This window comes from Kitasatospora sp. NPDC097691 (genome assembly GCF_040302665.1).
Taxonomy (GTDB): Bacteria; Actinomycetota; Actinomycetes; order Streptomycetales; family Streptomycetaceae; genus Kitasatospora.
Genome location: NZ_JBEORY010000075.1, coordinates 1 through 19,117, shown reverse-complemented (window position 1 = coordinate 19,117; position 19,117 = coordinate 1). Strand labels below are relative to the sequence as shown.

Sequence of the window (19,117 nt, the reverse complement as noted above, 5' to 3'; positions counted from 1 at the left end):
CCGGGCCGGAGGGGCGACCGCATGATTGAGCCACTCGGGTTACCTGTTGGTAACAAACTTCCGCTGTGGAGGCAACAGTTGAGAACCCCACTTCTCCGCTTCTCCGCAAGTCCCTCGCGACGCAGGCTCGGTGGCGCGCTCGGCGCGGGCCTGCTGACGGGTGCGCTGCTGGTGGGCGCGACCGCCGTGCCCGCGAGCGCGGCCCCGGCGCTCGCCGCTCCGGCCGCTGCCGCCGCTGCAACCCCGGCCGGTGACGCCGCCCCGTCGGACGCTGCCCCGTCGGATGCTGCCGCCGAACTGCCGCCCGACGGCGACACGGTGGCCTCGCCGCCCGGCGCCAACGACTGGACCTGCCGGCCGACCGTCGCCCACCCCAACCCGGTCGTCCTGGTGCACGGCACCTTCGCCAACCGCTACGAGAACTGGCTGGCGCTCTCCCCGCTGCTGAAGAGCCTCGGGTACTGCGTCTTCGCCCTCGACTACGGGACCATCCCCGGCATCACGTCGACCGGCAGCGGCCTGCTGCTCCCGATCGGCGGCCTCGGCGCGGTGCCGGACTCGGCGGCCCAACTCGCCCGCTTCGTGGACCTGGTGCGCAACGCGTCGGGCGCGGCCAAGGTCGACATCGTCGGGCACTCGCAGGGCGGCATGCTGCCGAACTACTACCTGAAGTTCCTCGGCGGCGCGTCGAAGGTCGGCAAGCTGATCGGGCTGGCGCCGTCCAACCACGGCACCACGCTCGACGGGATCGTCAACCTTGCGCCGTACTTCCCGGACGTCGCGAAGCTCGTCTACACCGTCTGCCAGGCCTGCCGGGACCAGGCAGTCGGCTCCGACTTCAACAAGACGATGGCCTCCCGACCGGACACCGTTCCGGGGGTGAGCTACACGGTGATCTCGACGGTGTACGACGAGGTCGTCACCCCGTGGCGCACCCAGTTCCTGAACGGTGCGAACGTCGACAACGTGGTGCTGCAGAACCACTGCCCGGTCTCGCTCGTGGAGCACGTCGGGATCGCGTTCTCACCGACGGCGCTGCACCTGGTGGCCAACGCCCTGGATCCGGCACATGCCACGCCGGTGCTCTGCGGCTGAACCGGTTGAACCGGCTGAGCGTTGATCGGTTGGTCCGGCTGAGCTGCTGGACCGGATGACCAGCTGAACCGGCCGAACCGGCAACGGCGCTCCTGCCTCTGTGATCAGGGGGGCGGGAGCGCCGTCGTTCCTCGGTATGTGCCGTGGCCGGGCGTCAGCGGGCCGTACGGAAGGTCACGACGGCGGTGACGCCGTCCGGGCGCAGCTCGTACGTGCCCGTGCCCGGCGCGTCCAGCAGCGCGGCGTCGTAGCGGGCGAGTTCGGCGTGTGCGGCCTGTTCGGTGTGTCCAGCCTGTTCGGTGTGTTCGGTGCCGCCGACGACGGCCGTGCCCGCGAGGCAGACGAGGAGGACGGCTCCTTCGGCCGGGACCTCGACCGGGACGGGCGCGGTGGCCAGGTCCACGGTGGCCTCGACCCGCCCGCGGCGCGTCATCACGTTGAAGTCCACCACCGGGCCGGACAGCAGACGGCAGTCGGTGGCGGCATCGCCGGAGAACGGGAACGGTCGGTACGGGGTGTCCACCAGCTGCTCGACACCGTCGACGGTGAGTGCCATGCCGGCGCCCTCGACCAGGGTGATCACGCGGTCGATGCCGGGGAACGGGGAGAACGGTCCGGCCGAGGCCACGTCGGCCAGGCTGACCCGCCAGTCGAAGCGGTCCAGCCCCGTCCCGGCCGGGAAGCCCGCGACTTCCCTGGTCACCCCGCCTCCGTTGAGCCACGCCGTTGCCGGGCGCTCGCTCGCCCGCAGTACCTGGAAGCGTTCGCTGGTCGTCATGGCCCCGCATCCTGCCACTGCTCGGGTGGATCCGTCAGCTGGGGGAGGGTGGGGGTGCCGCGGGGAAGCAACGGCGGGGAACCGGTGACGGCGAACAGATGACAGCTGACAGATGTTGAAATCTGTCAGCTGTTATCCGTCATCTGTCATCCCTCATTCGTCATTCGTTGTCGCCCGCCGCCCGCCCCCGTCGGTTACCGGAACCGTCGTCCGACCGACAGCGGCAGCAGTGCCGCAGCCGTCGCCGCGACCGCGACCGTGGTGAGGGCCAGCGGCAGTCCGGCCGCGTCGGCCAGGAAGCCGATCACCACCGGGCCGATCAGCATCCCGCCGTAGCCGAGCGACGAGGCGAGCGCGACGCCCTGCGGTCCGCCCGCCTCGCCGGCCCGGGCGATGGCGAGCGGGAAGAGGTTGGCCAGCCCGAGCCCGACCAGGACGAACCCGCAGATCGCCAGCGGCGCCACCGGGGCGAGGGCAGCGACCAGCATCCCCGCCGCGGCCGCCAACCCGCCGAGCAACATCAGCCGGGTCTGCCCGAGCCTGATCGACAGCCAGGTCCCGCCGACCCGCCCGCTCGCCATCGCGAAGGCGTACGCGCCGTAGCCGGTCGCCGCCACCGCGGAGCTCGCGTGGACGTCGTCGGTGAGGTGCAGGGTGGTCCAGTCGGCGATCGCGCCTTCGCCGTACGCGGTGCACAGCGCGGTGACGCCGAGCAGCAACACCAGCAGACGGGTGGCCGTACGGCCTGCGCCCGCGTCGCCATCGGCGGCGTCCGCGCCGTCCGCCGGACCCCCGGCTGCCCCTCGGGTCGCCCGGCGGGGCGCGACCAGCGGCGCGTCGGGGCTGCGCATCAGCACGACGCCCGCACCGACCGTTACGGCCATGCCGAGCAGTCCGCTGAGCGCGAGCGCCCACGCGGTGCTCAGCGGCCCGGCGAGCAGTCCGCAGACGCCGGTACCGAGCAGTCCGCCGAAGCTGTACCCGGCGTGGAAGCTGGGCATGACCGGCCGCCGCAGCTGCGCCACCAGGTCGACGGCGGCGCTGTTCATCGCGACGTTGGCTCCGCCGTACCCGGCGCCGAACAGCAGCAGCGCAGCGCCGAGCGTGGCCACCGAGTGGGCGTGCGCGGGCAGCAGGACGGCGAGGCTGAGCAGGGCGAGCGAGCCGACCGTCACCGGCCGCGAGCCGTACCGCAGGCAGAGCCGGCCGACCATCGGCATGGTGAGGACGGCCCCGATCGACAGGCAGAGCAGGGCGAGCCCGAGGGCACTGTGCGAGGCGCTGACCTGGCTGCGGACGTCCGGGATGCGCACGACCCAGGCGGCGAACAGGAAGCCGTCGACGGCGAAGAACGCGGTGAGCGCGATGCGTGCGGGGCTCCAGGGGCTGTCGGCCACCGGGGGTGTGCTGCGAGACTGGGAGGACAGGTGGTCCTGTCCGGGATGGGCGTGGATTTTGTTTCGAAGCGACACAAAGTCACAATAGGGGCGTGCAGCTCTCTCCTTCAAGCCCGAAGCCTTCAAGCCCGAGGCCGTCAGGCCCGAGGCCCAGCACCGGGAACGACCCCGCCGCGCAGCGCGACGGCCACCGCCGCGCGGCCCCCGACCGCGGTCGGACGCTGCTCGGCCCAGCCCTCTCGCTGATCCACACCGGCCAGACGCCGACCCGCTCGGCGCTCACCCGCGCACTGGACGTCACCCGGGCGACGGCCGGTGCCGTCACCGCCGAGCTGGAGGCGCTCGGCCTGATCACCGTCGACTCGCGCCCGGCCGGCGGCGGCCGCGGACGGCCCTCGCACCGACTCGCGATCGACCCGCAGGGCCCGGTCGTGGTCGCCGGGCAGATCCACGCCGACGGGCTGAGCGTCACCCTGGCCGGCCTCGGCGGGCTGCTCGACCCGCCCGTCCACCTGCCGCTGCCCGCCGCGACCGACCCGGTCCGGATGCTGCGCGCCGTCGCCGAGGCGGGCGCCGGACTCGCCCGGGCGACCGACCGCCGCTGCCTGGGTGCCGCGCTGGCGCTGCCCAACCCGGTCACCGAGCCCGACGGCGCCGCACTCGCCGCGCTGCACTTCGCCTGGCCCAGCGGCACCCCGGTCGCCGACCTCTACGACGTCGAGGTCGGCCGCGCCGACCACGGCCCCAACGCGCTGCGCCCGCTGCCCACCGCGATCGCCAACGACGCCAACCTCGCCGCGCTCGCCGAGTACCGGCACGGCGCCGGCCGCGGCGCCCGCCACCTGCTCTTCGTCACCTCCGGCCACCGCGGCGTCGGCGGGGCGCTGGTGATCGACGGCCACCTGCACACCGGCAGCGCCGGGCTCGCCCTGGAGGTCGGCCACCTCACCGTGGACCCGCAGGGTCGGCCCTGCATGTGCGGCAACCGCGGCTGCCTCAACTCGGAGACCGACCCCGACGCGCTGTTCGCCGCCGCCGGCCGCAGCCCGGAGCCGGGGCGCCCGCTGCTCGACCAGGCGCGCGAGCTGTGCCGGGCGGCCGCCACCGACGACCGGGCGCGCGCGGCGGTCGAGCACGTCATCGACCGGCTCGGGCTCGGGCTGGCCGGTGTCGCCAACATCCTCAACCCCGACCGGGTGGTCCTCAGCGGCCTGCACCTCGACCTGCTGGAAGCCGCGCCCGGGCGGCTGCGAGCGGTGGTCGCCGAGCGCAGCCTGTGGGGGCGCAGCGGACGGGTGCCGATCGTCGGCGCGGAGCTGGCGCACGGTGCACTCGCCGGCGCGGCGGAGCTGGGCTGGGGGCCGTACCTGGCGGATCCGCAGTCGGTGCCCGTCCGGGTCGGCTGAGCCGTCGGGGTCGACGGGTCGTCGGGGCGATGAGGCCTTGAAGCGCCGAGGCGGTCAGGCGAGGCGGCGAGCCGGGGGGGCGAAGCGAGGCGAGAGGTCGAGACAATAAGCGGAAGCTGGGTCTTCGAAAACGGTCACTTATCGTGACACTCATACACTCGTAGTGAGCAGTGGGGGGCCACCGCGAGGGAGAAGTGACCATGAGTACCCAGTCCGGCATCGAGCCGACCGTCGACGTCGACCGCTCCGACCAGGACTACCGGACCTGGCTCAAGGAGGCGGTGCGCAAGGTCCAGGCCGACGCCAACCGCTCCGCCGACACCCACCTGCTGCGCTTCCCGCTCCCGGCCGAGTGGGGGATCGACCTCTACCTCAAGGACGAGTCCACCCACCCGACCGGCTCGCTCAAGCACCGGCTGGCCCGCTCGCTCTTCCTCTACGGGCTCTGCAACGGCTGGATCCGCCCGGGCAAGCCGGTGATCGAGGCCTCCAGTGGCTCCACCGCCGTGTCCGAGGCGTACTTCGCCCAGCTCATCGGTGTGCCGTTCATCGCCGTGATGGCCAAGAGCACCAGCCAGGCCAAGATCGACCTGATCCAGTTCCACGGCGGCGAGTGCCACCTGGTCGAGCGTTCGGACGAGGTGTACGAGGCGTCCGCCCGGCTCGCCGAGGAGACCGGTGGGCACTACATGGACCAGTTCACCTACGCGGAGCGGGCCACCGACTGGCGCGGCAACAACAACATCGCCGAGTCGGTCTTCGCCCAGCTGCGCCTGGAGCCGAACCCCGAGCCCGCCTGGATCGTCGCCACCGCCGGCACCGGCGGCACCTCGGCGACCATCGCCCGCTTCGTGCACTACATGCAGTACGACACCCGGATCTGCGTCGCGGACCCGGAGAACTCCTGCTTCTTCGACGGCTGGGTGCGCCACGACCCGGACGCCGTCTGCGAGAGCGGTTCGCGGATCGAGGGCATCGGGCGGCCCCGGATGGAGCCGAGCTTCGTCCCGGGGGCGATCGACCGGATGATGAAGGTGCCGGACGCCGCGTCGATCGCCGCGGTACGGGTGTTGGAGCGGGTCCTCGGGAAGAAGGCGGGCGCCTCCACCGGGACGGGACTGTGGAGCGCGCTGCGGATCGTCTCCGAGATGCGCGAGGCCGGGCAGACCGGCAGCGTGGTCGGCCTGATCTGCGACCCGGGGGACCGCTACCTGGACAAGTACTACTCGGACGACTGGCTGGCCGGCGAGCGGATCGAGATCGCGCCCTACCGGGACGCGCTGGAGTCCTTCCTCGCCGGCGGCCCCTGGGTGGGCTGACGCCGCATCCGGTCCGACGATCGGGCGGGTTCGGCTGCCGGTCCGACGCTCCGGCAGGCTGCTCGCCGGACGGATGTCAGATGACGGATGACAGATTTCAGACTCTGTCATCCGTCATCTGTCATCTGTTCGCTGTCATCTGTTCGCCGCCACCGGCCACTCGCGATGCGCCACCCGCGACGCGCCACCCGCGATCCGTCATGAACAGCCTGTCACCAACAGCCCGTCACCCGCCTGCCTACCGCCGGATCACCGCCCGGCCGCCCGCGAGGTCGATCCCGGTGCGCTTCGGCGCGCCGTCGTGTTCGTCGTCCCGCAGCACCAGCTCGATCCGCCGCTGCTCCAGCTGCGCCCGCTTGCTCGGGTAGAGCAGTGCGTGCAGTTCCTCGGTGGCGGTCGCGCCCGCGCTGCGGCCTTCGGGCGCGCCCGTCCCCGGGCGGGCGCGAATCCGCCGCACCACCGCACCGAGGAAGAACAGCACCACCAGCCCGGCCGGCAACAGTAACCCGCCCGCCGCGCCCGTCAGAAGCATGCTCACGCCCGCCTCAACGTCCTTGTGCGGCTGACGAGTTCCCCGGCGGCGGCGCTACGGCAGCGGCGCCGTCGGCAGGTCGGCCGGGACGAGCAGCTGGAGTTCCTCCGTGGACGGGTCGGCCAGGTGGGCGACCCGTACCGCGTGCCGCTCGACCATGGTCTCGAAGATCTGCCGTGCGGTGCGCCCGTTGCCGAAGTTGGGGCCGCGCTCCAGCCGCCCGAAGTGGTCCAGCAGGGCCTTCTCGGTCTCATCGGAGAGCGCGTACTCGTGCTCCGCGCACTGGGCCCGGGCGATCTCCAGTAGCTCGTCCGCCGTGTAGTCGGGGAAACTGATGGTCCGTGAGAACCGTGACGAAACACCGGGGTTGGCGGAAAGGAAGCGCTCCATCTCGGCGGTGTAGCCCGCCGCGATGACGACCACCTCGTCCCGGTGGTCCTCCATCAGCTTGACCAGGGTGTCGATCGCCTCACGTCCGAAGTCCCGCGCGCCGTCCTCGGGGGCGAGTGCGTAGGCTTCGTCGATGAAGAGCACACCGCCGCGCGCCCGGTCGAAGGCGGCCGCGGTACGGATCGCGGTGGAGCCGATGTGCTCGCCGACCAGGTCGACCCGGGCCACCTCGACCAGGTGTCCGCGCTGGAGCACCCCGAGCGAGGCGAGGATCTCGCCGTAGAGACGGGCGACGGTGGTCTTGCCGGTGCCGGGGGCGCCGGTGAAGACCAGGTGCCGGCGCAGCGACGGTGCTTTGAGCCCGGCCTGGCGGCGGCGTCGCCCGACCGAGATCAGGTCGATCAGGGTGCGCACCTCCTGCTTCACCGTGGCCAGCCCGACCAGCGAGTCCAGCTCGGCGAGCGCCTCGTCGGCCGGTCGGCAGTCCGGGATCGGGGCGATCGCCGACGAAGCGGCCGCCGCCGGGGCCAACACCGAGGCTGCTGCGGCCAGTTGGGAGGTCCGAGGCGACGGCACGTCCGTGCCCCCGAACGACGACCCGAGCCCGCCGCCCAGCCCTGACCCAAGCCCCGACCCTGCTCCCGACCCCAGCCCGGGACCGCCGCCCAGTCCCGGCCCGGAACCGGGACCGCTGCCAAGCCCCGGGGCCGGTGCCGCCGCGACGTCGTCCGAGGTGCATCCCTCCGTGACCGGCCCCGGCTCGGAGAACTCGAACCCGGCCCGCTGGTTCTGTTCCGCCCGGCACCGGGTGAGCTGTGTCCGGCAGCCGTCGATGATGTGGAAGCCGAAGCCCTTGCCGTGCGAGACCCGGCAGTCCTCGAAGGTGCCGCGCCCCTGCGCCGAGACGTACACCCCGGCGTCCGTACTGGCCCGTACGGTGCAGTCGCGCAGCACCGGGTCGGCGCCCTTGGTGACGATCACGCCGGTGGCCACGTCGGAGATCTCGCAGCCGGTGAGCAGTCCGCCGCTGCCGTGGTCGCGGAACCAGAGTCCGGTGCCCGCCTCCTGCACCCGGCAGGCGGCCAGGGAGACGGTGGCTCCGCCGCTGACCGAGACCGCCGAGCTTCGGATCCGGCTGAAGGAGCAGCCTTCGGCGGTCGCGGCGGAGTCCCGGTCCAGGACGAACAGGGCGTCCGGCAGGTCGTGCAGCGAGCAGTCGGTGAGGGTGAGCCGGGCGCCGTCGCTGACCCACAGCGCGGGGTACTCGCCGCTGGAGCCGTGGATCCGGCAGGACTCGGCGACGGCCTCGGTGCCCTGGTCCCAGACCGACAGCGCACCGCGGCCGAAGTCCCGGACGGTGCTGTTCGCGAGGCTGAGCCGGGAGCGTCCGCGCAGGTCGGCGCCGTTCTCCGGCAGATCGTGCACCCGGCAGCCGGTCAGGACCAGCTCGGCCTCGCCGTCCAGGGTCAGCCCGTTGCCGGTGACCCGGTGGATCTCGCAGTCGACCAGCCGGCCGCCCGCCTGCGCCTCGGCCTGCACGCCGCTGCCGCGGATCTCGTAGATCTCGCAGCCGGTCAGCTCGGCCGCGCTGCCCGGATCGGACAGCAGCACGCCGGCCCCGGAGGCGTGATGGACGCGGCAGCGGTCCAGGGCGGCGGTCGCGCCGCCGAGGACGGCGAGTCCGGCCTGGCCCGCGGCGGCGACCTCGCAGTCCTCGAACGCGGCGGCGGTGCCCTCGCCGCGCAGCCGCAGCCCGAGCCCGCCCGGGTTGGCGACCACGCAGCCGCGCAGGGTCGGCCGGGCGCCGTCGGTGATCTCGATGCCGCTGGCCGAGCGGGTCTCGATCCGGCAGCCGCTGAACGCGGGCGTCGCCTGTGCGCCGGTGACCAGGACGGCGGGGGCGGAGCTGTCGCCGCCCTCCACGACCAGGTCGCGGACGGTCGCGGCGGCGGTGACGGTCAGTGCCACTCCGGAGGGCGGCTCGATCCGCACGGTACCCGGGCCGTGAGCCGGAACGATCGTCACCGGCTTGTCCAGCAGCACGTTCTCCCGGAAGGTGCCGGGCCGGACGGTCACGGTGTCGCCCGCCTCGGCGGCGGCCAGGGCCTCCGCGAGCGTGTCGTACTCGCCCGCGCGGCGACGCCAGCGGGATGCGCTGTCCTGGGTGACCCGGACCCTGTGCTCAGCCATGACGGTCTGTCGTCCCCACCTTCGTCGTGCCGGCGTGCAACGGGCCGAACGCGCGGGGGTGCGCGGGCCGTCCGCCCCACCGTAGCGCGCTCACATGGGTGCTCCGGCCGCCCGTTCTCGCGCGGTCACCGGTAGAGCCCACCGCCGCCACAGGTTCCGACCACTTGTTTCAACGAGCGCGCACAGTGGTGGTTCCGTGCGGCGGTGGTTCGGCACAACGGCACATCGGTACAGCGGCACATCGGTACAGCGGTACAGCGGTACAGCGGCGCATCGACACATCGGCGCACGCGCGCAGCCGAGACGACCGGGCGGCTCCGGGGCGCGGCCCGTGCTCAGCGCTCGTCGGCCGGCCAGTGCGCCCCGTCCTCCAGGACCTCGACCTCGTCGCCCACACGCAGGGTGCCGAGCACGTCGCCCTCGACGCCGGCGGGGCGCTCGGGGATCAGGTTCTGCCCGAAGGCGGCCTTGCGCAGCAGGCGGTGGTGCCGGGCCAGCGTGCGCAGCGGCTCCTTGCCGCGCCGCTCGCCGGTCTCCTGGTCGGTGGTGGTGATGATGCAGCGGCCGCAGGGCTTGACCACCTTGAAGGTGAGCCCGCCGATCCGGATCCGGCGCCAGCCGTCCTCGGCCCAGGGCTCGGAGCCGGTGACGACCACGTTGGGGCGGAAGCGCTCCATCGGCAGGGGCGTGTCCTCCTCGGGGTGCTCGGCGGCGATCAGTTCGTTGAGCCGGTCCAGTGAGGCGGTGGTGGTGAGCAGCAGCGGGAAGCCGTCGGCCATCGAGACGGTGTCGCCGGGCTCGCCGTACTCGGGGTCGACGGGGCGGGCGCGCGGGTCGTCCAGGTGCACCAGGCGGTAGTCGCCGAGGTGTTCGACGATCCACTGGTGCGCTTCCTTGGCGGCCTCGGCGGCGTGGAAGCGGGTGCCCCAGACATCGACCTCGGCGAGCGGGTCGCCGGCCGCGACGCCGGGGGCGTGGACCTCGATCCGGGAGCCGTCGGGGGCGGTCAGCGCGAGCGAGCCGTCGGGCAGGAGGGCGGGCCGGATCTGTCCGAGGGCGGCGTTCTCGCGCTGGCTGACGAAGCGTCCGGTCGGGTCGGCGAGCATCCAGCGGCGGTCTCCGGCCAGGCCCCAGGGATGGAGCGCGGCGGTGTCCGGGCTCAGGCGGTACATGGACTTGACGGGGTAGACGTGGAGTCCGGTGAGCTGCATTCCCCCATCCTGCCAGCCGGCTTCGGGCCGTTCACAGGAGCCCCGTATGCGCACGGACCGCCCGGACGCCATGGGGGGCGTGCCGGGCGGTCCGTGGATGACCCGTTTCTCCGTTCGCCCGGCGTTCAGGGGTCGCCGGGTGGTGCTCAGGTGGTGCGGGTGTGGGCCGCGTGGGGGGACGGCCTCGGGGGTGTCAGCGGTTCAGTAGCCCTGGCCCTGCGACTGGTAGCCGCCGTTGCCCTGGAACTGGCCGGGGTCGCCGTACGGGCCCGGGCGCTGCGGCTGCATCGGGCGGACCGGCGCGACCGGTGCCATGGCCGGGCGCAGCTGGGCGCCGCCGAAGGACTGGTCGCCGCCCTGGCCCTGGAAGCCGGGGCCGCCGGCCGTCGGACCGCCGAAGGACTGCGGGCCGCCGAAGCCCTGCGGACCGCCGGGCTGGCCCTGGCCGAAACCGCCCGGACCGGCGGGCTGCTGCGCGCCGAAGGACTGCTGGCCGGCCTGGCCACCGATGAAGGTGTTCTGGCCGCCGAAGCTCTGGCCACCGGTCGGCTGGTAGCCGCCGCTGGCGGTCTGGGTGAAGCCCGCGGTGGCGGGCTGCGGTCGCTGGTACGGCTGGGGGGCGCCGTAGCCGGGGACCGGCGGCTGGGGGGAGGCGTACGCCGGCGCGGGCTGCGCGGGGATGTACGCCGTGGCGGGGCCGGCGGAGGGGCCGCTGCTCGGGCCGGGGCCCAGGGCGAGGCGGGCGGGCGGCAGCGCGGGGAGGTTGCTGCCGGCGCTCTCGTACCCGTTGCCGTACCGGTTCTCGTAGGACTGGCCGAGGCCGGATCCGTAACCGGACGACAGTGCCGGCGGCAGGGCGGCCGGCACGTTGATGGGTGCGATCTGGGGGACGCCGCGCTCAGCCACGAGGCTGTCGTAAATCGGCGTGCCGGAGGAGAAGGACGGAGAGGGGTAGCCGACTCCGTCGTAGGAGCGGGGCGAGGTCATGGGGCATACGGTAAGCCCACAATGCGCCTGCTGAGGAGAGCGGGAGGGGGAGCAGTTCGAGTGTTTACACAGTCTTCGCTCGCACAAAGGTTTCGAAAGTAGGAAGAACGGACATATCGGAGTCTGAATCCGGACAACCTTGGCACCCCGTCAGTGATCGAACAGTGGCCGGACGTCGCCGCCGGACGGCCTTGCGGTGACCGGCCGGTAGACGGGTGGGGACCTCGCGGAGAAACTTTTGCGGACGGGGCGTGCGCTGGCGCATTCGAGCCCCCGCCGAGGGGGCGACGGGGGCTGTGAATGTTTCGGGGATAAAGGCCCCGTGAGCACGTTGATCACCTGGTCCGGGCCTGTCGGTCGTGGGCCGGCGGCGCGCCCCCGGCGGTCGTTGGTCGGTCCGGGTCGCGGGCCGGTCGTCCGTCGGATGCGGGCCGGTCCGTCGGACGCGGGTCAGTGCGACTGCAGCGCCTGGGTCTGCGCGGGCAGGCCGGGATTGCCGACCTCCGAGGTGCAGAACGAGCAGCGGCTCGCCGCGGCCGGGATCGAGCTCAGGCACTCCGGGCAGTCCACCTTCGCGACCGGCGCGGGCTTGGCGGACTCGAAGCGCGCCTGAAGCTTGCCGACCGGGGCCACCACGGCGAAGTAGATGACGGCGGCGGTCAGCACGAAGCCGATCAGTGCGTTGACGAAGAGGCCGTACGGGAACCGGGTGCCGGCCACCTCGAAGGTCTTCTGCGTGAAGTCGCCGACGGCGCCGGACGCGACTCCGACCAGCGGGGTGAGGAAGGCGCTGACGAACCCGGTGACGACGGCGGTGAAGGCCGCGCCGATCACGATGCCGACCGCGAGGTCCACCACGTTTCCGCGCAGCAGGAAGCTGCGGAATCCCTTGAACACCGGGTGACTCCAAATCCGTACGGGGGAGGGGGAGATGGGGCAGCCCGGCGGCGCCCCGGCCGGACATCCTGCCGAGCGGTCCGTGCCGAGGTCCAACTGCGTTCACCCGATCCGCGTAACCACTCCCGGGGGCTGGTCGGGGGGTCGGCGACGATTCGACGGCGGTTCGGCGACGACTCGGGGGTGACTCGGCGGCGGTTCGGCAGTGACTCGGGGGCGACGGGCCGGGCGGTGCGCGGGCGCTCCGCGCAGCGACGGTCGAGGGCCGGCGAGCCCGGGAACGGGACGGCGCGACGGTGGCGAACCGGAGCGCGGCCGGGGGCGAGACGGGGCGCACGGCGGTCGCAACCGGCGCACGACGGCGGCTCTCTGGCGCACATCCGGTGTACAAGCGCGGGCGGATGGGCCACCATCAGGTTGCGCGAAGGGGCTGTCCCGGGCGGGGCACTGTGCCAAGGTCAGTCCATGCCCGACCATATGTCGGCCGATCCGGCCGGAACCCGTCCGCGCGTCCTGCACCTGATCAGTGATTCACGCCGCGGCGGCGCCCAGAACTTCGCCCGTGACCTCCACCGGGAACTGGGCCGCCGGGGCCAGTCCTCCGCGCTGTGCGCCCTCGCCCCGCATCCGGCGGTCCACGCCGGTGCCGCCGAGACCGACCCGGGGGACTGTCCTGCCGCTTCCGGCCTGCGCACCGCCGCCGTCCTCGGCCCCGGCAGACTGCGTCCGAGCACCCTGCGGGCGCTGCGTTCCGCTTCGCGCGCCGCCGACGTCGTCCTCGCCCACGGCTCCGACACCCTGGCCGCCTGCGCCCTCGCCCTGGCCGGGACCCGCACCCCGTTCGTCTACGTTTCCGTCGGCCACCCCCGCTACTGGACCGCGAACCGGCTGCGCCGGGTGCGCGGCGGTGCGCTGATGCACCGCGCCGCCGCCGTGACCACGCTCACCGACGAGGCACGGGTCGTCCTGGAGGAGCAGTTCGCGCTGCCCGAGGGCAAGGTGCACGTGATTCCCAACTCCCGTGCCGCCGAGAGCTATCCGCCCGCCGACGGCCGGGACGACCGGCGCGCCGCCCGGCACGAGCTGGGCCTGCCGGCCGATGTCCTGCTGGTCGCCTGGATCGGTGCGATAGCGCCCGAGAAGCGGCTCGACCTCGCCCTCGACGTGCTCGACCGCCTGCCCGACGTCCGGCTCGCCGTCGCCGGGGACGGCCCGCTGCTGGAGACGCTGGCCCGCCACCCGGCCGCCGCCCGCGCCCACTTCCTCGGCCCCCTGCCCGATCCGGCCCCGCTCTACCGCGCCGCCGACGCGCTGTTGCTCACCAGCGACAGTGAGGGCGTTCCCGGAGCGCTGATCGAGGCGGCGCTGGCCGGTGTACCCGCCGTCGCCACCGACGTCGGCTGGGTGCGCGAGGTCGTCCGGGACGGCGCCACCGGCGCGCTCGTCGCCCCCGGCGACCCGCTCGCCCTCGCCGAGGCCCTGGGCAAGGTGCTGGCGGTCAACCGGGCGGGCCTCGGCGCGGCGGCCCGGGCGCACGCGCTGGAGCACTTCGAACTGGGCGCGGTGGTGGACGCCTGGCAGCGGCTGGTGGCCGAGGTGTGGACGGCGGGCGCGGCCCCGGCCGACTGACGCCCCGGTCCCGGCTGCGCCGTCCGGGCGATTCCCGCCCCGCCGTCGCGCACTGACTCGCCGGTAACGAACCGAGGCCAGCACACTGCCCGGTGTGAACTCCACGTCGCTGTTGCGGTCCACCGTCCTGTTCGTCGTCGCCGCCGGGATCGCCGCATCCCCCCTCCAGGCCGGCGCGGCGAGTCACCAACCCCCGGCCGAGGGTTCCCGGTTCGCGAGGCTCGACACCCCGCAGCCGGTGCGCGAGAGCGCCCGGACCGAGGCGGTGGAGTTCTTCTCGTACGACTGCGGTCACTCCCAGGCGCTCGAACAGCCCCTGCAGGCCTGGGCGGAGAAGCACCGCGAGGACGTCTCGCTGAGCCGTGTCCCGGCGATCTGGCCGGGCAGCCCGGAGGAGAACGTGCAGCGCGGCCACGCGCGGTTGTACTACACGCTGGAACGCCTCGGCCTGGTCGAACGCCTGCAGACCGGTGTGTTCCGCGCCGTCCACAACGAGCACGTCGACCTCGGCACCGAGACCGCCGCCACCGACTGGGCCGTCCGTCACGGCGTCGACGCCCAACTCTTCCGCCGGACGTACCGGTCCGCCGAGGTGCGTCAGTCGGTCGACGACGCTGCCGCCGCGTTCATCCGCTACGGCATCAACGAGCTCCCGACGGTCATCGTCCAGGGCGAGTACCGGACTTCGCCGAGCAAGGCCGGCGGTGTCGGCGCGATGCCCGGGGTGCTCGACCAGCTGGTGCAGCAGGAGCAGCTAAAGAAGTGAGTCCACCCGGCGTCGGCGACGACCGGCGTCGGTGACGACGGATCAGGTGGAACGGCCCGCAGCTGCTCCAAGCCCTTGCCTAACCATTCAGATGCTGTTTAATGGTTAGCATGAGCGAGCTGACGATCCCGCAGGTCCACCACCGCCACGTCGACGTCGACGGGCTGCGCATCTTCTACCGCGAAACCGGCCCGGCCGACGCCCCCGTCCTCCTGCTGCTGCACGGCTTCCCGTCCGCCTCCCACCAGTACGCCCGGCTGCTCGACGCGCTCGGCACCCGCTACCGCCTGATAGCCCCCGACTACCCGGGCTTCGGGCACAGCGACAGTCCCGCGCCGGAGGCCTTCACATACCGCTTCGACACCCTCGCCGACGTGATCGAAGGCTTCTGCCTCGCCCTCGGCCTGGACCGCTTCGCGCTGTACGTCTTCGACTTCGGCGCCCCCGTCGGCCTGCGCCTGGCCACCCGCCGCCCGGAGTGGATCACCGGCCTGGTGGTCCAGAACGGCAACGCCTACGAGGAGGGACTCTCCGACCAGGCGCGGGAGTTCATCGCCAACCGGCGCGGCGTCCCGGGCGCCGGGGAGGCCGCGCGATCGATCCTCACGCTGGAGATCACCCGCGGCCAGTACGAGGGCGGCACCGGTGACCCGAGCCTGGTCGCCCCCGACGGCTGGACCCTCGACCAGCACTTCCTCGACCTGCCCGGCCGCAAGGACATCCAGGTCGAGCTGTCCCTCGACTACTTCTCCAACGTCGAGCTCTACCCCGCCTGGCAGGCCTGGCTGCGCGCCAACCAGCCTCCGACGCTGCTCCTTTGGGGGCGCAACGACCCCTTCTTCACCGAGGCCGGCGCCCGTGCCTACCTGCGCGACCTGCCCGGGGCGGAACTGCACGTGTTCGACACCGGGCACTTCGCACTGGAGGAGAAGCTGCCCGAAATCGCCCCGCTGGTTGACGACTTCCTCGCACGCACGCAGAAGTAGCCGAACGTCCTCGGCACTTCGGTCGCGGATCCCCGGGTGGGCGGGCCTCAGTCGCGGCGCAGCAGGTACGTGACGAAGCCCAGCGCTCCCCGGTAGCCGTGCAGCCACTCCGTACGGTGTCGGTCCGCCGCCTCGCGGGCGGCTGCCGCGTCCGGGTGGTCCGGGTGGTCCAGCGCCCACTCTGCCAGCGAGCCCGTCCACGCGAACTCGTAGTCGTCCCACTCATGTTCCGTGCTGACGTACCCGGACACCGGGGTCCAGCCGTCCGCGAGGACTCGGTCGGTGGTCGTCGCCAGGTCCGCGAAATCGTCCCGCGCTGCACCCAGCCCGTCCAGGGCGGCCTGGGACGGCTCGCGTTGCCAGAACCCGTCGCCGACCAGCAACCGGCCACCCGGGGACAGGAGTTCGCGGGCCGCCGCGAGCGTCGGCAGCAGTCCGCCGAACGCGTGCGTCGAACCGACGCACAGCACCAGGTCGAAGGGCTCCTTCGCGGTGAACTTCCGTGCGTCCAGGTGGTGCAGGCCGATCCGGCGCACGACGCCGAGGGCGGTCGCGGTCTCCCGGGCGCGGGTCAGCGCCGCGGGGTCCAGGTCCACCCCCACGGCCTGCCAGCCGGGACGCGCGGCCAGCGCCCGGATCAACCAGGCGCCCTCGCCGCAACCGAGGTCCAGCGCACGGCCGTCCTCCCGGCCCGCCGTCGCGCGGTCCAACAGACGGGCCACCGACTCGTCCGCCAGCGGGGCCGCGATCGGGTGGTGGGCATGGGCGAGGCGGGAGATCTGCTGACGGTCCATCCGAGCAGTATGGATCCGATCGGCGCGCCGCGCCGGAGAAACCCCGGCCCCGAGGCGGGAGGCCGGCTGCTCACGGGCGTGTACGGGGGTCACGCCCGCGAGTAGGTCCGGCCCTTCCACGCCGCGCCCCGGCCACGCCAGTGCTGCACCGCCGAGTCGACCGTCATCAGCAGGTACAGCCCCGCCGTGAACGGCAGCAGCAGCACGGCCGGGGCCGGCTGCCCGTAGTACCGGACCATCGGCAGGTACGTTCCCGCCATCAGCGCCCACGCCGCCCCGCCCACCACCGCCACCGCCGGGGCTCCCGCCACCAGACCGGCCACCGTCGCCAGTGGCGGCACCAGGTACACCAGCCCGAGCCCCAGCACCGTCCCGAGCAACAGCAGCGGCGAGTGCCTCAGCTGGGCGTACGCGCTGCGCGACACCATCCGCCACAGCTGTTCCAGGCGCGGGTACGGCCGGACGCTGTCCACCTGCCCGGCGAGACCCAGCCAGGTCCGGCCGCCGGTGGACTTCACCGCCCGGGCCAGCGACACGTCGTCGATCACCGCGCCCCGGATCGCCGCCACCCCGCCGGCCCGCTCCAGCGCCTCGCGCCGCACCAGTGAGCAGCCGCCCGCCGCGGCCGCCGTCCGGGCGCCCGGACGGTTGCTCCAGCGGAATGGGTACAGCTGGGCGAAGAAGTACACGAAGGCCGGCACGATCAGCCGCTCCCAGCCGGTCTCCACCCGCAGCCGGGCCATCTGCGACACCAGGTCCAGGCCGTTGCTCTCGGCCGCCGACACCAGCTCGGCGAGCGAGTCCGGGCCGTGCGCGATGTCCGCATCCGTCAGCAGCAGGTACTCGACGTCCGGACCGGCCAGCTCCACGCCGTGCCGCAGCGCCCACAGCTTGCCCGTCCAGCCGGGTGGCAGCGGGGGCGGGGTGGTGACGGTCAGCTCCAGCCCGTCGATCGTCCGCAACGACGCGGCCAGCGGGCCGGTGCCGTCCGAGCTGTGGTCGTCCACCAGGATCACCCGCGCCCGCCCCGGGTACTTCTGTGCCAGCAGTGTCGGCAGGCTCACCGGGAGCACCGCCGCCTCGTCCCTGGCCGGCACCACGATCGCCGCCTGCGGCCAGCGGACCGGCGGACGACGCGGCGGAAGCCGCACGTCGGTGCGCCAGAACGAGCCGTGGCAGCACGCCAGCCAGAGCCAGACCAGCAGGGAGAACGCGGCGATCCACAGCAGGACGGTCACCCCGGCAGTCTGCCGCAGAACGGGGCCGGGTGGGCGGATCGACTAAAGTCTTGACCCGTGAAGATCGCACTGATGGACTCCGGAATCGGCCTGCTGGCCGCCGCCGCCACCCTTCGGAAGCTGCGCCCGGACGCGGACCTGGTGCTGTCCTCCGACCCGGCCTCGATGCCCTGGGGGCCGCGGACGCCCGAAGAGGTCACCGAGCTGGCCCTCGGCTGCTGCAGGGCCGCCGCCGCGCTCGAACCCGACGCGCTGGTGATCGCCTGCAACACGGCCTCGGTCCACGCGCTCGCCACCCTCCGCGCCGAGCTGGAGCCCGGACTGCCGGTGATCGGCACCGTGCCCGCCATCAAGCCCGCCGCCGCGCTGGGCGGCCGGGTCGCCATCTGGGCCACCCCCGCCACCACCGGGAGCGCCTACCAGCGCGGGCTGATCCGCGACTTCGGCGGGACGGCCGACATCACGGAGGTCGCCTGCCCGGGCCTCGCGGACGCCGTCGAGCACGGCGACGACGACGCCATCACGGCCGCCATCGCCGACGCCGCGGCCCGTACGCCCGTCGGCACCGACGTCCTCGTCCTCGGCTGCACCCACTACGAACTCGTCGACGACCGCATCCGCGCCGCCGTCGCCCCGACCGCCTCCCCGGCGCTCACCCTGCTCGGCTCCGCCGACGCCGTCGCCGCCCAGGCCCTTCGCCGCGTCGGAGACCCGACCCGCACGGGAATGGGCACCCTCACCGTGCTCCACGCCGGCGTCCCCGCCGTGCTCCCGCCGGTCGCCGCCCTCTACCCGCAGGGGAACGTGCTGGCCACCCTCATCGGCTGACCTCCGCAACACCGGCCCCACCCTGACGGACCTCCTCGCCACAGCGGGGAGGTCCGAGTCGTCTGTGCCCACGCACCCGGTCCGATCGCGGCTCGGGACGGAAAGCCCCCCGTGCGTACCGTCCCGAATTTCGGCGCTCCGGAGTTCCGGCAGGCGAGCTTCGCATCCGATTTTCCTCACCCGATGGCGAAATCCGGCGAGGATATTCGGAGGGGTGATCCATTTGACTTCCGGCCTGAACTGACGGCCGCCGCGTAGATGTGCCGCCCCCACCGCACACGGCCCAGTCGATCCCGCACAGGAAGTCGATCCGGCCGACGTTCGGCGCGAGCCCGCATTCCACGATCAGGCCGCTGGCCTGGGCTTCAGTGAGGTGTACAGGAAGTCGGCCGATCCGACTTCCGGTGTCCGAATGGTGCCGCCCCCGGGTGGATCTACTCGCGTAGATGTCCGAGGCATTTCTGTCGTGAACATGAAAGCAATCGAGGCGGCTCCCTGTGCGTGAATCGGCGCCGAGGCTTCGCGCGGTCGGCGGACCGCGGCTCGGTGCACGGGAAGTCGGCGGGTCCGACTTTTCCTCTTCCTGAGGAGCCGCGCGAGGTCGACGGCCGAGGTGACCGGAAGGCTCTCGCCGACCCGCCGCCGGTAGAGGAGCATCGAACGGTAGACCCACA

16 protein-coding genes are annotated in these 19,117 nt (G+C 73.1%); 7 read left to right on the top strand and 9 right to left on the bottom strand.

Annotation, left to right across the window (positions count from 1 at the left end; all coding sequences use genetic code 11):
• Positions 1–168 precede the first annotated feature (168 nt).
• A complete protein-coding gene (locus ABTY56_RS34555; protein WP_502893252.1) occupies positions 169–1,095 on the top strand; it encodes an esterase/lipase family protein in 927 nt (308 codons plus the stop codon).
• Positions 1,096–1,249: 154 nt separating this feature from the next.
• On the opposite strand, the gene ABTY56_RS34550 is transcribed toward ABTY56_RS34555, so the two are convergent.
• Together ABTY56_RS34550 and ABTY56_RS34545 are read right to left on the bottom strand one after the other, a co-directional pair.
• Positions 1,250–1,873, bottom strand: a complete 624-nt coding sequence (locus ABTY56_RS34550) for a HutD/Ves family protein (protein ID WP_350633336.1) — start codon at positions 1,871–1,873, stop codon at positions 1,250–1,252.
• A gap of 194 nt (positions 1,874–2,067) precedes the next feature.
• Entirely contained in the window at positions 2,068–3,270 is a 1,203-nt protein-coding gene (locus tag ABTY56_RS34545) for an MFS transporter (protein ID WP_350633335.1), read from the bottom strand.
• Between the two features lie 221 nt (positions 3,271–3,491).
• On the opposite strand from ABTY56_RS34545, the gene ABTY56_RS34540 reads away from it, so the two are divergent.
• Together ABTY56_RS34540 and ABTY56_RS34535 are read left to right on the top strand one after the other, a co-directional pair.
• Positions 3,492–4,676, top strand: a complete 1,185-nt coding sequence (locus ABTY56_RS34540) for an ROK family protein (protein WP_350633356.1) — start codon at positions 3,492–3,494, stop codon at positions 4,674–4,676.
• Positions 4,677–4,876: 200 nt separating this feature from the next.
• On the top strand, positions 4,877–5,995 hold the full coding sequence (locus tag ABTY56_RS34535; RefSeq protein WP_350633334.1) for a PLP-dependent cysteine synthase family protein: 1,119 nt from the start codon (positions 4,877–4,879) through the stop codon (positions 5,993–5,995).
• Positions 5,996–6,233: 238 nt separating this feature from the next.
• Here ABTY56_RS34535 and ABTY56_RS34530 read toward each other — a convergent pair whose 3' ends face one another.
• From ABTY56_RS34530 to mscL, 5 genes are all read right to left on the bottom strand, one after another.
• Positions 6,234–6,527, bottom strand: coding sequence for a DUF6191 domain-containing protein (locus tag ABTY56_RS34530; RefSeq protein WP_350633355.1), 294 nt, complete (start codon positions 6,525–6,527; stop codon positions 6,234–6,236).
• A gap of 54 nt (positions 6,528–6,581) precedes the next feature.
• Complete coding sequence (locus ABTY56_RS34525; RefSeq protein ID WP_350633333.1) at positions 6,582–9,107, bottom strand: right-handed parallel beta-helix repeat-containing protein; 2,526 nt, start codon at positions 9,105–9,107, stop codon at positions 6,582–6,584.
• Between the two features lie 335 nt (positions 9,108–9,442).
• Positions 9,443–10,318 (bottom strand): MOSC domain-containing protein, encoded by an 876-nt coding sequence (locus tag ABTY56_RS34520; RefSeq protein ID WP_350633332.1) that lies wholly within the window; start codon positions 10,316–10,318, stop codon positions 9,443–9,445.
• A gap of 201 nt (positions 10,319–10,519) precedes the next feature.
• Positions 10,520–11,305, bottom strand: a complete 786-nt coding sequence (locus tag ABTY56_RS38915; protein WP_502893250.1) for a DUF6643 family protein — start codon at positions 11,303–11,305, stop codon at positions 10,520–10,522.
• 450 nt (positions 11,306–11,755) lie between these two features.
• Entirely contained in the window at positions 11,756–12,202 is a 447-nt protein-coding gene (mscL, locus tag ABTY56_RS34510) for a large conductance mechanosensitive channel protein MscL (RefSeq protein WP_350633331.1), read from the bottom strand.
• Positions 12,203–12,667: 465 nt separating this feature from the next.
• Here mscL and ABTY56_RS34505 point away from each other — a divergent pair, with 465 nt between their 5' ends.
• The 3 genes from ABTY56_RS34505 to ABTY56_RS34495 all read left to right on the top strand — a co-directional run bounded on the left by ABTY56_RS34505 (position 12,668) and on the right by ABTY56_RS34495 (position 15,583).
• Positions 12,668–13,831 (top strand): glycosyltransferase family 4 protein, encoded by a 1,164-nt coding sequence (locus tag ABTY56_RS34505; protein ID WP_350633330.1) that lies wholly within the window; start codon positions 12,668–12,670, stop codon positions 13,829–13,831.
• Positions 13,832–13,925: 94 nt separating this feature from the next.
• Positions 13,926–14,597, top strand: coding sequence for a thiol:disulfide interchange protein DsbA/DsbL (locus ABTY56_RS34500; RefSeq protein ID WP_350633329.1), 672 nt, complete (start codon positions 13,926–13,928; stop codon positions 14,595–14,597).
• A gap of 110 nt (positions 14,598–14,707) precedes the next feature.
• The gene (locus ABTY56_RS34495) at positions 14,708–15,583 is read left to right on the top strand and encodes an alpha/beta fold hydrolase (RefSeq protein ID WP_350633328.1); all 876 of its coding nucleotides are present in this window, start codon (positions 14,708–14,710) and stop codon (positions 15,581–15,583) included.
• 47 nt (positions 15,584–15,630) lie between these two features.
• On the opposite strand, the gene ABTY56_RS34490 is transcribed toward ABTY56_RS34495, so the two are convergent.
• Both ABTY56_RS34490 and ABTY56_RS34485 read right to left on the bottom strand, forming a co-directional pair.
• A complete protein-coding gene (locus tag ABTY56_RS34490) occupies positions 15,631–16,377 on the bottom strand; it encodes an SAM-dependent methyltransferase (protein ID WP_350633327.1) in 747 nt (248 codons plus the stop codon).
• 89 nt (positions 16,378–16,466) lie between these two features.
• On the bottom strand, positions 16,467–17,615 hold the full coding sequence (locus tag ABTY56_RS34485; protein WP_350633326.1) for a glycosyltransferase: 1,149 nt from the start codon (positions 17,613–17,615) through the stop codon (positions 16,467–16,469).
• A 57-nt stretch (positions 17,616–17,672) separates the two neighbouring features.
• On the opposite strand from ABTY56_RS34485, the gene ABTY56_RS34480 reads away from it, so the two are divergent.
• Positions 17,673–18,443: a glutamate racemase gene (locus ABTY56_RS34480; RefSeq protein ID WP_350633325.1), complete on the top strand. Its 771-nt coding sequence runs from the start codon at positions 17,673–17,675 to the stop codon at positions 18,441–18,443.
• Positions 18,444–19,117: the final 674 nt, after the last annotated feature.

Bases quoted from the DNA above. Each gene is read 5' to 3' on its own strand.
- ABTY56_RS34550 (WP_350633336.1), bottom strand. From the start codon at position 1,873: ATGACGACCAGCGAACGCTTCCAGGTACTGCGGGCGAGCGAGCGCCCG.
- ABTY56_RS34535 (WP_350633334.1), top strand. From the start codon at position 4,877: ATGAGTACCCAGTCCGGCATCGAGCCGACCGTCGACGTCGACCGCTCC.
- ABTY56_RS34530 (WP_350633355.1), bottom strand. From the start codon at position 6,527: ATGCTTCTGACGGGCGCGGCGGGCGGGTTACTGTTGCCGGCCGGGCTG.
- ABTY56_RS34525 (WP_350633333.1), bottom strand. From the start codon at position 9,107: ATGGCTGAGCACAGGGTCCGGGTCACCCAGGACAGCGCATCCCGCTGG.
- ABTY56_RS34520 (WP_350633332.1), bottom strand. From the start codon at position 10,318: ATGCAGCTCACCGGACTCCACGTCTACCCCGTCAAGTCCATGTACCGC.
- ABTY56_RS38915 (WP_502893250.1), bottom strand. From the start codon at position 11,305: ATGACCTCGCCCCGCTCCTACGACGGAGTCGGCTACCCCTCTCCGTCC.
- ABTY56_RS34505 (WP_350633330.1), top strand. From the start codon at position 12,668: ATGCCCGACCATATGTCGGCCGATCCGGCCGGAACCCGTCCGCGCGTC.
- ABTY56_RS34495 (WP_350633328.1), top strand. From the start codon at position 14,708: ATGAGCGAGCTGACGATCCCGCAGGTCCACCACCGCCACGTCGACGTC.
- ABTY56_RS34490 (WP_350633327.1), bottom strand. From the start codon at position 16,377: ATGGACCGTCAGCAGATCTCCCGCCTCGCCCATGCCCACCACCCGATC.